The organism is Blautia sp. HCP3S3_D9 (assembly GCF_052063845.1).
Taxonomy (GTDB): Bacteria; Bacillota; Clostridia; order Lachnospirales; family Lachnospiraceae; genus Blautia_A.
The window spans coordinates 1-13258 of sequence record NZ_JBQHWS010000100.1 but is presented as its reverse complement, the minus strand read 5'-3'; the positions used below and the strand labels follow the sequence as shown (position 1 = coordinate 13258).

General features: G+C 42.2%; 14 protein-coding genes. 1 reads left to right on the top strand and 13 read right to left on the bottom strand.

Annotation, left to right across the window (positions count from 1 at the left end; translation table 11 throughout):
• Positions 1–396 precede the first annotated feature (396 nt).
• From ACTNES_RS15535 to ACTNES_RS15525, 3 genes are all read right to left on the bottom strand, one after another.
• On the bottom strand, positions 397–1098 hold the full coding sequence (locus ACTNES_RS15535; RefSeq protein ID WP_216460152.1) for a CvpA family protein: 702 nt from the start codon (positions 1096–1098) through the stop codon (positions 397–399).
• A 10-nt stretch (positions 1099–1108) separates the two neighbouring features.
• On the bottom strand, positions 1109–2356 hold the full coding sequence (locus ACTNES_RS15530; protein WP_291804202.1) for a DUF5711 family protein: 1248 nt from the start codon (positions 2354–2356) through the stop codon (positions 1109–1111).
• Between the two features lie 158 nt (positions 2357–2514).
• A complete protein-coding gene (locus tag ACTNES_RS15525) occupies positions 2515–3777 on the bottom strand; it encodes a LysM peptidoglycan-binding domain-containing protein (protein WP_300334973.1) in 1263 nt (420 codons plus the stop codon).
• A gap of 194 nt (positions 3778–3971) precedes the next feature.
• Here ACTNES_RS15525 and yyaC point away from each other — a divergent pair, with 194 nt between their 5' ends.
• A complete protein-coding gene (yyaC, locus tag ACTNES_RS15520; RefSeq protein ID WP_291804208.1) occupies positions 3972–4520 on the top strand; it encodes a spore protease YyaC in 549 nt (182 codons plus the stop codon).
• Here the strand turns inward: yyaC and ACTNES_RS15515 are convergent.
• The 10 genes from ACTNES_RS15515 to ACTNES_RS15470 all read right to left on the bottom strand — a co-directional run bounded on the left by ACTNES_RS15515 (position 4493) and on the right by ACTNES_RS15470 (position 13100).
• Positions 4493–5431, bottom strand: coding sequence for a transketolase family protein (locus ACTNES_RS15515; RefSeq protein WP_216460148.1), 939 nt, complete (start codon positions 5429–5431; stop codon positions 4493–4495). The genes yyaC and ACTNES_RS15515 overlap by 28 nt on opposite strands.
• Positions 5419–6258, bottom strand: a complete 840-nt coding sequence (locus tag ACTNES_RS15510) for a transketolase (RefSeq protein WP_019160570.1) — start codon at positions 6256–6258, stop codon at positions 5419–5421. Before ACTNES_RS15510 ends, ACTNES_RS15515 begins: the two co-directional genes overlap by 13 nt.
• Before the next feature lie 15 nt (positions 6259–6273).
• The gene (gene fsa, locus ACTNES_RS15505) at positions 6274–6927 is read right to left on the bottom strand and encodes a fructose-6-phosphate aldolase (protein ID WP_216460147.1); all 654 of its coding nucleotides are present in this window, start codon (positions 6925–6927) and stop codon (positions 6274–6276) included.
• Positions 6928–7249: 322 nt separating this feature from the next.
• Complete coding sequence (locus ACTNES_RS15500) at positions 7250–8362, bottom strand: LacI family DNA-binding transcriptional regulator (RefSeq protein WP_291804217.1); 1113 nt, start codon at positions 8360–8362, stop codon at positions 7250–7252.
• A gap of 123 nt (positions 8363–8485) precedes the next feature.
• On the bottom strand, positions 8486–9085 hold the full coding sequence (recR, locus tag ACTNES_RS15495) for a recombination mediator RecR (RefSeq protein ID WP_216460145.1): 600 nt from the start codon (positions 9083–9085) through the stop codon (positions 8486–8488).
• Positions 9085–9441, bottom strand: coding sequence for a YbaB/EbfC family nucleoid-associated protein (locus tag ACTNES_RS15490; protein WP_008706923.1), 357 nt, complete (start codon positions 9439–9441; stop codon positions 9085–9087). Before ACTNES_RS15490 ends, recR begins: the two co-directional genes overlap by 1 nt.
• A gap of 110 nt (positions 9442–9551) precedes the next feature.
• Positions 9552–11168 carry a DNA polymerase III subunit gamma/tau gene (gene dnaX / locus ACTNES_RS15485; protein ID WP_216460144.1) on the bottom strand — a complete coding sequence of 539 codons (1617 nt, stop codon included), beginning with the start codon at positions 11166–11168 and terminating at the stop codon, positions 9552–9554.
• 114 nt (positions 11169–11282) lie between these two features.
• Complete coding sequence (locus ACTNES_RS15480; RefSeq protein ID WP_216460143.1) at positions 11283–12365, bottom strand: 6-phosphofructokinase; 1083 nt, start codon at positions 12363–12365, stop codon at positions 11283–11285.
• Between the two features lie 312 nt (positions 12366–12677).
• Complete coding sequence (locus tag ACTNES_RS15475; RefSeq protein ID WP_320813665.1) at positions 12678–12887, bottom strand: type II toxin-antitoxin system HicB family antitoxin; 210 nt, start codon at positions 12885–12887, stop codon at positions 12678–12680.
• Between the two features lie 12 nt (positions 12888–12899).
• A complete protein-coding gene (locus tag ACTNES_RS15470; protein ID WP_291804248.1) occupies positions 12900–13100 on the bottom strand; it encodes a type II toxin-antitoxin system HicA family toxin in 201 nt (66 codons plus the stop codon).
• Between the last annotated feature and the right edge of the window lie 158 nt (positions 13101–13258).

The following is a 13258-nucleotide window of genomic DNA, read 5'->3' as shown; positions in this document are numbered from 1 at the left end:
TTTGGTTTATTCAACCGTTCTTAAAAATGTAAAGAATTTTCGAGAATCGTATGTGTTTCACTGTTTAGTTATCAAGGTTGTCTGTCTTGCGACAGCTTGTTTATTATATCACTCGTTTTTCATCTTGTCAAGAACTTTTTTATTTAATTTTTCAAGTTCTTTTTCGATGTTTGCTAATGTTCCATCAGCAACTCTGATATAATATCATGTCTTCAGTTTCCTGTCAACATCTTTTTTATCTTTTTTTCAACTTTATTCAACCAAATACTTTGTTGTCTGTTGAAAAAAATCCGCCTCATTCAGAAGCGGATTTATCATATCATTATTTTTTCTGCACGTCAAGCACTATTTTACATTTTTTTACACATTTTTTTACAATAACTTCAATTTCCCTGCCTATTGATAAAAAATACTCATAAATATCTTTATCAGGATATCCTGATCATACAGATAGCTTAAAATGTAGTCTTTCTTAACAATCTGAAGAACAGCTTCTCCTATCTCTGTATTGCATACAATCGTCAGTGCCAGAAACAGTATCCATATTACAATGAGGAACTTCGCTGCTCCCAGAAATGCTCCTGCTATCTTATTCATACCGTGGATAACCGGAAGTCTGGATACGAGATTGAGCATCCACGTCACACTTCGCACTAGGATAGTTGACATCAGCAGCGAAATCAGAAAGGAAATCCCGTTTACTGCCATACGCGCCAGATACTGTGCAATATAATCAGAAAAAGTGGTTACGGCCAGATACTGGTAAATATCCGAATTGTTATTCTGAGCCAGCCCTTCGCTCAGGAGATCTGGCAGATTCATTTCATTTATAAATGCATCCTGATCTTCTCCGCTGTTTATCTGCATACTGTATTTCTTTTCTACAAACTCCTGACAACTGTCCTGCACTTTCTCATAAACAGATGTTGTCTCACGGATAAACTGATTTACATACGGATTCACAAACCATACAATAGACATCGACAAAAATACACATACAAGTGAAACAACCTCTCGTATCAGTCCCCGTTTATATCCCCTGACACAGGCAAATGCCAGTAAGAGTGCAGCAATGACTCCAGCCCATGTTAAAGTCATTTGATTCCTCCTAACTCAATTTTATCACATCTACACCACTGTCAAGTACAAGGAGATATCGGTTCCATCCGATTTTAAAGAAATCTTTAATTGTCCCATCTACACTTCCAAGATATTTCTGAACTCCTCTGCTGTTCATTACACACATCTGAGAGCTGTTATACATTAAAATATTTCCATCACTCAGCTTAATTGTTGTATACGGAATGTTAAAATCCTGTGTGAATTTCAGATTACCATCTGTAGTGTATACTTCCATTGTATACTGTTTATCTTTGCTGTCATTTTTGAACACAAGACCAATCATGTCATTATCTAAAAAAGTACTTACAATTTCTTTGTCTACTTCTACGGTTTTCGTTTCCTTCGGAATCTGACTTCCCTGATAAAGGGTAAAACCATTATCTTTAAGTGCTACAGAACGGTTATTATCAAGATACTGAATCTGTGGTACTACTACGCCTTCGTATTTATAGCCACTGACGATTCTGTCATCTTCATTCTGTCCCACATCTCCAAAATTATAGAATGCAACATAACTGGTTGTATCGCTGCCATCTACAAACTGATATGTGACCATCATAACAACACCATCCTCAGATATGGCAATATCCAGTGGATATCCAGGATCATCCACCTTTGTCTGATTTTCAGCAATCAGACTTCCATCTGTACTGTAAAAATCAATCCAGGTATCATCTCCTCCATCAAGGATGGCCGCTACCAAGCCACTCTTAGAAACCCTCGCCTTAATAATACTGTAAGAAGTTGTCACGCTTCCTGTTTTTCCCGATTTATCATATATTTCCAATGTGTTTCCGTCTTTATCTGCAATCACTGCACGCGTTCCGTTCACATCAGCGATTGGATTCTGCATCTGATAGGTCTCACTCCAGAGCGTACTCATCTTATCAGAAACAAGAGAGACTTCATCAGAACTGTAACGAAGGATATCTCCATCCATTTCTACATAATTTGTAGATACAACATCTTCCTGTTCGCTGGATTGTACCACCTTATAGTTATGGTAGCTTCTCTTTTCTATATAGAATCCTACAGCAGTTACAGCAGCAGCGATTGCCACTACTGTAATGACGGTTTTCTTTACTATATTTCTTTTATGTCTGGATAATTTCCGTTCATAATCATCTGCATATTCATCAACAGACATTCCTTTTTGCTTTGCCAGCCTTTTCTTTTCTGCCTGAAGTTTTTTCTTTTTGTGTTTATTTTTCAATTTCCTGATTGTATTTGCCATTTTAGCCCTTACCTTATTTCTCAATTCATCTACATTTTTATTTATTCTTTGACTATGCTGTGATTTATAGTGTATTCCCAAATCCGCATTTTACAATATCAGAATCCAAACATCCTTGACCCTAATATCATTTTTTCGTTTCATTATAGCACAGTTTTCTAAGGTAATACAATTACTTGTCCGGGATAAATGATTTCATCTGCTGATATCCCATTCACCTGACAGATCTGGCTAATAGCTTCCACACTCCCATATCTGTCCATACATATCTGAAAAAGTGTGTCTCCAGGCTGGATCACATAAGATTCATGCGTTGTATCTGATGCGGCCTCCCTGTTCTCTTTTTCGGCAGCTTCCCTGACACGTTTCTTTGCCTTGCGTTCATCCGCTTCCTGCTGGTAAATTTGTTCTGTTTTATCTGCACTTTCTGTATTTTCTACTTTTGCCGCCGGTACCTGCCCGGTTTTATCTGATTTTGTTTCCGTCCCAACTTTTTTTGCTGCCATCGGAATCGGAGAAATTTCCTCCCTGATTGTTGGAGTAACGGTTTCCTCTGCTCTGGCTGTCGGTGAAGGTGTAACTTCCTCAACGATCACAGAAGAAACTGTAGCAGCATCTGTTCCTGGCTGTGTTGTCTTCTGGTAACCCCTGTAGAAATTCACGCCCACAGACAAAACTGCAATTGCCAGGCACGCAGTTAATCCATATGAAAAAACAGAAGGAGCTGCCGACTCCTTCTTTATCTCTTTTTTATCTGTAATTATTTTTCGGAAATCTTTTACAGCCTGATCCTCATAATGTTCCTGCACCTCCGGCTGAAGTTCTTTATTCTTATCGATCATATAAGTCTGCATACTGGGATTTTTCTCATAATAGAGATAGTAACCTCCAAGATGCACCATTTCATTATTCTCATAATGAAAAAAAGCATCCTCCCTTTCCTGCGGCTCCATAAGCATCAGTACTTTTTCGCCACCGAAATGTTTCATGTGTATCTTAGTCATCAGCTCTGAAACTTCCAGCACAAGCTGAGGCTGTGAAAAAAACCAACCTACAATTTCCTGCTCTGCAAAATACTTTTCCTGCTCTTTCTGTATCTTTTTCCACTGCTCCCCCGAAAAATCAATATGATCTGGTGCTGCATCCATATCCTCTGCCATCATTGCCCCTTTTATGAACAGATATGCAGTCTGGGAACGCCATTTAATCTCCCCTGTGAGAACCGCAACTTGTGCCTTCGTCTCACCTGATACGTTCTCTGACCTGGCAAGTCTTACCAGAAATGTGTATACATAGTCTTCCATATAAATCTTATAATCGTCGCGTACAAGACCGATCTGGCGTATATTTCTGGGTAATCCGAACGGTTCTTCACCGCTTTTTGCGTCCTGAGATTCATCTTTATAGATTACTTCTATCATATCTCATCACCCCTTCGGGTATCAGAATAGCACAGGCAAATCGCAGATTTTAGCACTTTGTAAGAGAGATTTATAAGAATTTGGCGACAGATTTTGCACTGTGCATAATTTCTCTCTGAACGGGATATGATGAAACATAGATATTGGTATGGAAAATATTTCTAAGAACGTAAAAAAATCATCCGGAGGACTGTATGGTATTTTATGTAAACTCGCAAAAAAGCAACTCTCCGCAGGAAATTGCTTCTTTTCTGAACAGATGCATTCTTCATTACCCCGGCAAGTGGTCGGAACTGGTCTTTCTGTGTATCGGAAGCGACCGGGTAACAGGAGACTGTCTCGGTCCGTATATCGGCCATCAGCTGACCGAACGACTAAATGTACATGACATTTATATTTACGGCACACTGAAATCCCCCGTACATGCCCTGAATCTGGAAAAAATTTCCCGCAGGATCAAACTTCTGCATCCTGACAGTCTGGTGATCGCTATTGATGCCTCTCTTGGACAAAAAAAGCACCTCGGGTACGTGACCATCGCAGATGGTGCACTGTACCCAGGTGCCGGAGTTCAAAAAGAACTTCCTCCTGTAGGTGATATTCACATTACAGGGATTGTAAACATCGCTGGACTTCTGGAGCAGTTGACGCTTCAGACTACCCGACTGTCTACTGTAATTTCCCTGGCAGATACCATAACACAGGGAATCTTAAATTATACGAATTCTTTGATCTGTTTGTAGATACCTTCAGCATCAAGACCATATTTCTCAAGAAGAGCTACAGCTGGACCTGATTCTCCGAATACATCATTTACACCGATACGTTTTACAGGTACAGGAGCTTTTTCAGACAGGCATTCGCATACAGCGCCGCCAAGTCCGCCGATTACAGAATGTTCCTCTACAGTTACAACTTTGCCTGTTTCTTTGGCTGCTGCAACTACGAGTTCTTCATCCAGAGGTTTAATTGTATGGATATTGATCACTTTCGCATCTACACCGTCTGCTGCAAGCTTCTCTGCTGCTTCAAGAGCAGGAGCTACACAAAGACCGTTTGCGATGATAGTAAGGTCTTTTCCTTCACGAAGGACGATACCTTTACCTAATTCAAATTTGTAGTCCGGTCTGTCGTTGATAACAGGAGCTGCCAGACGTCCAAATCTCATATATACAGGTCCAACATGCTCGTAAGCTGCTTCTACCATAGCTTTTGCTTCAATATCATCAGAAGGGCATGCAACAACCATTCCCGGGATTGCTCTCATAAGTGCGAAGTCTTCGCAGCACTGATGTGTTGCACCATCTTCACCTACAGAGATTCCACCGTGAGTAGCACCGATCTTTACATTGATCTTCGGATATGCGATAGAGTTACGAACCTGCTCAAAAGCACGTCCTGCTGCAAACATAGCAAATGTGCTGGCAAAAGGAACTTTTCCTGTTGTAGCCAGACCTGCAGCAATACCCATCATATTGCACTCAGCAATACCGCAGTCGATGTGACGTTCCGGGAATTCTTTCTTAAACATACCTGTCTGAGTAGCTGCAGCAAGGTCAGCGTCCAGAACGACCAGGTTGTCATGTTTCTTACCTAATTCAACCAGTGCAGCGCCGTAGCTTGCTCTTGTTGCGATCTTCTTTACTTCTGACATAATGCTTCACCTACCTTTTCTAAGTCTGCCATTGCCTGTGCATACTGCTCGTCATTCGGAGCTTTGCCATGCCATCCGGCCTGGTTTTCCATGAAGGAAACGCCTTTTCCTTTTACAGTTTTCATAATGATCGCTGTAGGCATTCCTTTGGTAGCCTTAGCTTCATCAAAAGCAGCTTTTAACTGATCCATATCATTTCCGTCTGCAACGTTGATCACATGGAAGTTAAATGCTTCAAATTTCTTATCGATCGGGTATGGAGAGCATACATCATCAATCTTACCGTCGATCTGAAGTCCATTGTTATCTACGATCACTACAAGGTTGTCCAGTTTTCTGTGACCTGCGAACATAGCAGCTTCCCATACCTGGCCTTCCTGAATCTCGCCGTCACCTAATAAAGTGTATACGCGATAGCTTTCGTTGCTTAATTTAGCAGAAAGTGCCATACCTACTGCTGCAGAGATTCCCTGTCCAAGAGAACCGCTGGACATATCAACGCCCGGGATATGTTTCATATCCGGATGTCCCTGTAAATAAGATCCCAGATGACGAAGAGTCTTCAGGTCTTCTTTCGGGAAAAATCCTCTTTCTGCAAGTGCAGAATAGTATCCTGGTGCTGTGTGGCCTTTGGAAAGTACGAAACGGTCACGATCAGCTTTCTTAGGATCCTTAGGATCGATATTCATTTCTTCAAAATATAAATATGTGAATACATCTGCTGCAGACAGAGATCCGCCCGGATGTCCTGCTTTTGCAGCATGTACTGCTGTAACGATGTCTTTGCGGACTTCGTTTGCAATTTTCTGAAGTTCTAATTTTTCCATTATGGTAAATTCTCCTTATTCGCCGAATACTGCTTTATAATCTTTCTGGAATTTCTCGATACCTGCATCTGTCAGAGGATGTTTTGTCATCTGTACGATTACGCTGTATGGAACAGTTGCGATGTCAGCACCTGCAAGTGCGCAGTCTGTTACATGGATCGGATTTCTTACGCTTGCTGCGATGATCTCTGTTTCGATTCCAGCAACTTCGAAGATCTCAGCGATCTCACGGATCAGGTCAACGCCTCTTGTGGAAATGTCATCAAGTCTTCCAAGGAATGGAGAAACATATGTTGCACCAGCTCTTGCAGCAAGAAGTGCCTGGTTCGCTGTGAAGATCAGAGTAACGTTTGTTTTGATTCCTTCTGCGGAAAGAACTTTAACTGCTTTCAGACCTTCTACTGTCATAGGGATCTTAACAACCATGTTTGGATGGATCGCTGCGATCTCACGGCCTTCTTTGATCATTCCTTCAGCGTCTGTTGTTGTAGCTTTCACTTCTCCGCTGATCGGTCCGTCTACGATAGATGTGATCTCTTTGATTACTTCGTTGAAATCTCTTCCTTCTTTTGCGATAAGAGATGGGTTTGTAGTAACACCACAGATTACTCCCATATCGTTAGCTGCTTTAATATCTTCTACTTTGGCTGTGTCAATAAAAAATTTCATGTTCTTAACCCTCCTGATTTGGTTACTGTTCGCTTTTGACCATTGCCCACTCTTTGTGAGACAACGGTATGTGAACAGTAATAATTTTTGCTCACTTACAAGCGTTCGTTTGTTGATGATTTCATTATATCAAAGTTCTTCGGAAGGTCAAGTGTCCGAAAAATTATTAATAATTTTTCTATTAATAATTATATTTTTTATTAATTCTAATCACCTTGTGAAAGGATTATCAATCAGCATTTTTACAGATTTCTACAGGATATCATATTTTCAGTTGTGTTCTGAAGTTCCAAATTATTATTAATAATTTCGTATGGCGTATTTAATTAATTTTCCCGGCAGGGTTCTTCCGGGTTCTTGCATATCCGGTTGTTCGCCTGGATATAAGCTTTGGTGTGTATTCGATATTGTAAAGACTGATAGGGGCCGAGTCTGTCATGGCTCTCTCCCTGGTATCGATCTTGCGCAGGATGATGTCACATGCATCCTGGCCTTTCAGTGCTACGAAATGATCGATAGTAGTCAGAGAAATTCTGCGAATACTGGAATAAAAGATATTATCACATCCAATCACCGACACATCTCTAGGGACATGTACCTTTGCCTCATGAAGTGCATCCAGTGCTCCGATTGCCATCATGTCATTCTGACCGGCAATAGCAGTAAACTGTCTGCCCTCCTGCAGAAGTTCCATCGTAAGCTGATATCCCATGGAATACTCGGTGTCCATCCGGGGGATTCTGGAATCAATGGATTCGTCTGCTGCCTTGATGATCACATGGTCCTTCAGACCTTCCTTCTCAAATTCTTTTACAAAACCGTTTACACGTTTACTTCTCTGCCACTGCCTTCTGGTCAGCGGAGGAGTGATAAATGCTACATCTCTGTGTCCAAGATCAAGCAAATGTCTTGCCATCATTTTTCCCACCACTGTATTGTCCTGATTAATAGCATCTACTGTGGTGGTTTTCTCCTTGTTGCTGATAATAACAAGGGGGATACTCTGCGCCAGTTCCTCTACCTGCTGCTGGAAATCCGGATTTGGATTACAGCTGTAGATGATTCCCTGAGGCTGAATGGTGTGCATCATCCGAAGGTATTTCTCCTCCAGACGGGCATCTCTTTGTGTATTGCAGATAAAGACGCCATAGCCTTGCTTGTTTGCGACTGCCTCTACTCCCTGGAGCAGAAGTACATAATATGGGCTCGTCAGAGTTGGGCAAAAGACAACGATCAGTTTCTCCTTCCTGCTGTCTTTCTTGTTTTTGCGGCCCGGAAGCTGGTAGCCTAATTCTCTGGCTGCCTGTTCTACCTTCTCTACGGTTTCTCTGGAAAAAGATACATTGTATTTTTTATTCAGGACCATGGAGACAGTTGCCTGGGAGACTCCGGCTCTCTGGGCCACATCGGAAGAAGTTGCTTTCTTTTTTGACAAAAGTACTCCTCCTTTATATCAATTTTTTCGTCAAGCAAACAAATTTCGTTCGCCTGTTAAGTCAAGCAGTTATTCGCCAACCGCTTATTTGTTTAATTGTACAGGAAAGCTTTCTCCTGTACATTATAACTCTACTCGACCCTCAAGAGCACGAAGCAGAGTTACTTCGTCAATATATTCCAGATCACCGCCTACCGGAACACCGCTGGCGATCCTGCTGACTTTAATCCCTGTTGGCTTGATCAGTTTGCTGATGTACATAGCTGTTGTCTCGCCTTCCAGACTGGAGTTGGTGGCAACGATCACTTCTTTTACATCGTCTTTGGTCAGACGCTGCATAAGTTCTTTCAACTTGATATCATCTGGTCCAACTCCAAGCATAGGTGAGATCGCACCGTGAAGTACATGATAAACACCATCAAATTTACCGGTTTTTTCATAAGCGGCAAGATCTCTGGTATTCTCCACTACCATGATCACAGAATGGTCTCGCTTGTCATTGCTGCAGATCGGACATATTTCCCTGTCTGTAAGAGTGTAGCAGCATTTACAATACTGCACGTTCTCTCTTGCATTCACGATAGATGATGTAAGCTGGTCTACCTGATCTTTTGGCATATTCATAATGTGAAATGCCAGTCTCTGTGCTGACTTCGCACCGATTCCCGGAAGATGGGAAAGCTGCTCGATCAGCTTATTGATATGACTGCTGTAGTATTCCATCAGAATGGAAGTCCTCCACCAAGTCCGCCCAGACCACCGGTCAATTTGGACATAACAGCCGTGGATTCTTCTTCTACTTTACGAAGTGCTTCGTTTGTAGCTGCTACGATCAGGTCTTCCAACATTTCGATGTCGTCCGGATCTACTACTTCTTCCTGAAGTTTCACTTTCGTTACTTCTCTCTTACCGGAGATTGTCACTTCTACAGCTCCGCCGCCTGCAGTTGCTGTGAATTCTTTCTCTTCGAGAGCTTTCTGGTTCTCTTCCATCTGGCGCTGCATCTTCTGCGCCTGTTTCATAAGATTATTCATATTTCCCGGCATACCCATTCCCGGGAATCCTCCACGTTTTGCCATTTGTGGTATCCTCCTTGTTATTCATTCTTATTTATATTCTTGATATGTTTCATGTCTCATCAGGATCCAGTCATAACTGCCTGTCAGGCTGCCAGATTCTCAACCGGTCATTATTCCTGTGGTTCATCAGGATCTTCCTCTATAATAACGTCCATATGGATATTATCCCTGATTGCCTGATCCACGGTAATATCTGCCAGGTTTGTATGCTGATGCTGATTGGCTACCAGCATCTCAATTTCTACGGATTTTCCTGTCTGTGCGGCAATGATATCCTGAAGTTCTTTCTTCGCATCTGGATCATCAACATATGACTGACCCAGGAAATCCTGAAATTCTACATAAAGGATTGGCTCTCCAGTCTCACCATTATACTTCGGAATTGACTTTTGAAGCATCTGTTTGAACATCCCTGTTGTCTGACCTGTGATCACTCTCCATCCAGCTACGATCTTCTGCAGATCCTCTGGAGCTGCTTTTGCCGGAGGCTTCTTCTCTGCTGCCGCAACAACTGCACCAGTTTCTGCACCGGACACACTGTTTCCCTGCTGTACGATCACCTGCTGCACCGGGCGCTCATCCATACGCTGTTCCAGTACACGCAGTCTGTCCAGAACGGAATCCAGATTTGTCTCCATTGCAGGACGGCAGAGTTTGATCAGTGCAATCTCTACCAGAACTCGTTTCTGAGTGGCATAGCGGATCTGATTGGAAAGATCAGAAAAAATGCGGATATAGCGCATCAGTGTCTCCACATCCAGCATCGTGCTCTCTTCTTTCAGAAGCTTCATGTTCTCTGAAGAAACATCAATCGCTTCCTCCGGATCCTCAGATGTCTTCACAAGAAGAAGATTTCGCATATACCAGGTAAAATCTCCAACAAACTGGCTCAGTTCCCTTCCTCCTACGATCAGTTCCTCCAGGATATGGATGGAACCTGTCACATCTCCCTGGATTACTTTTCGCAGAAGTTTACTGAATACTTCTGTGTCAACAGCTCCAAGAACTTCCAGAACTTTATCATAGGTAAGTTCCTGGCCCAGGTAAAAGGCGATACACTGATCAAGAAGACTAAGCGCGTCTCGCATAGAACCGTCTCCTGCCTTCGCTACATAGCGGACTGCTTTTTCCTCGGCTTCTATGCCTTCGACTTTGAGCAGTTCATCCAGTCTGGCAGCGATCGTATCTATGGTAATTCTGTGGAAATCATATCTCTGGCATCTGGACAAGATTGTAATAGGAATCTTGTGTGCCTCTGTTGTTGCAAGGATAAACATGACATAAGACGGCGGTTCTTCCAGCGTTTTCAGCAGGGCGTTGAATGCGCCTACGGAAAGCATATGAACCTCGTCTATGATGTATACTTTGTATTTACCTTCTGTGGGGCGGTAGGAAACCTCTTCTCTGATCTCTCGGATGTTGTCTACACCGTTGTTGGATGCAGCATCGATTTCGATCACATTCATTGCAGTTCCTGCCTGGATTGCTTTGCACATGGCGCATTCGTTGCAGGGGCTGCCGTTTACGGGATGTTCACAGTTGACTGCTTTCGCCAGAATCTTGGCTACTGTTGTTTTACCGGTACCTCTGGTTCCACAGAACAGATAGGCATGGCCAATACGGTTGTGCTTAATCTGGTTGGTCAGGGTAGTCACGATGTGATCCTGACCTTTGACATCTGCAAAATTATCCGGTCTGAATTTTCTGTAAAGAGCAGTGTAACTCATGAACAAACTCCTCTCTTATTATCACAGCCGCCGCGGAAAAAATTCCCGCGGCGGTCTTTTTTACATCAGTATCTTATATGAAAAGGTATCTTCCAGTCAAGTACTGTTTCGTTATCAGTCACCGAAACTGATGCCGATCTGCTTAGCAGCCTGTACCAGCTGGTCTTTTGGTGATACCATCTTAAGTTTGCCAGCACACTCTTCAAGCGGTACTCGTTTGATCTTGCCATTTACCACGCCGATCATTACACCGTATTCACCGTCGATGATAGCCTGTGCTGCGCCTGCGCCGATTCTTGTAGAAAGAACGCGGTCATATGGGCATGGTTCTCCGCCTCGCTGTGTATGGCCAGGTACTGTGACACGTACTTCGCTTCCGATCTCTTTAAAGATCTGATCAGCGATCTCGTAGGAAACAGACGGATATTTCTTTGCTCTGGCTTCCAGTTTCTCTTTGTATTTCTTCTTAGGAAGTTCTGCGTCTTCTTTGGAGATCGCACCTTCTGCAACTGCAAGGATCGTGAAACGTTTGCCTGCTTTGGCACGTTTCTGGATAGCTGCTGTGACTTTCTTGATATCATATGGGATTTCAGGGATCAGGATGATATCTGCACCACCGGCAACACCTGCATGAAGTGTCAGGCTTCCTACTTTGTGTCCCATGATTTCTACGATAAATACACGACCATGTGAAGATGCAGTTGTATGGATGCAGTCAATGGCGTTTGTTGCAATGTTTACTGCACTCTGGAAACCAAATGTCATGTCTGTTCCATAGATATCATTGTCAATGGTCTTTGGAAGATGGATAATGTTTAATCCTTCTTCTCTCAGGAGGTTTGCAGTCTTCTGGGTTCCGTTTCCACCGAGGATTACCAGGCAGTCAAGGCAGAGTTTGTAATAGGTCTGCTTCATTGCTTCAACCTTATCCAGGCCATTCTCATCCGGAACGCGCATCAGCTTAAACGGCTGTCTGGAAGTTCCGAGGATCGTTCCGCCCTGTGTAAGGATTCCTGAGAAGTCCTTGGCTGTAAGCATACGGTATTTGCCATAGATCAGTCCCTTATATCCATCGTCAAATCCATAAACTTCTAATTCGTCCACATTGTTGGTCAGTCCTTTTACTACTCCTCGCATGGTAGCGTTAAGTGCCTGACAGTCACCGCCGCTAGTAAGCATACCTATTCTCTTAATCATGATAGTATCCTCCATTTCTGTGTTTATCAATATCCAATACAAGACACGCTGTGTATTCATGGTTACTGGTCACGGAGTGAACAGTAACTATTTATGTGTTATTATCAGAAAGTGAACCATAACACCATAACATATCTGTTTCCAGAATAAAGATAGTTTATTTCTATTTATTATATAATATTTGCTGTTTTCACACAATAGTGTTGGAAAACTTTTGTTCGCAATAAACAAAGTCCTCAGAGTTTAAACTCCAAGGACCTTGTTACGTTAAACGCATTTGTATTACATTTATCTTCTGTTTGCAACATGTCTTTATGCATACATAAGTTTTCCTTTAGGTTCTGGTACTTCCATCCCCCGCTCTTTGACAACTTCTATCCACTCTTTAATGACAATTTCAGCATTTTCCAGTGCTTCCCGCGCTGTAACTCCATCCGCCATACATCCAGGAAGCTCAGGTACTTCTACAATAAATGCTTCATCATCTTTCGACCAGTATATAATACGTTCATATTTATACATTCTGATACCTCCTTATATCGACAATTTATATTTTAGTAAATAGTTTCTAATCTGCCTTACCTGATATGGCTTAGCTTTATTTCCCATCGGCTGTATATTAATATTTTCCGGGTTATCTCCATAATATTCAAATCCCAAGGCAGCAAGCAAAGACTGAATATCTCTGAATTTCACATTTTTATCCTGTGTACCACTCTTTTCGAGTGTTGACATTCTTGCCCTTCTTTCTATTATAGATTTTAATTAAATTAACTTGTTGTGCTAGATAAAATAAATATAAAGAAACTTCAACAAAATGTGCTATCCTATTTGTAGGGAATACAACGAAAGGAGGCCTGTCTCTTATACACATCTGACGCTGCCGACGACCT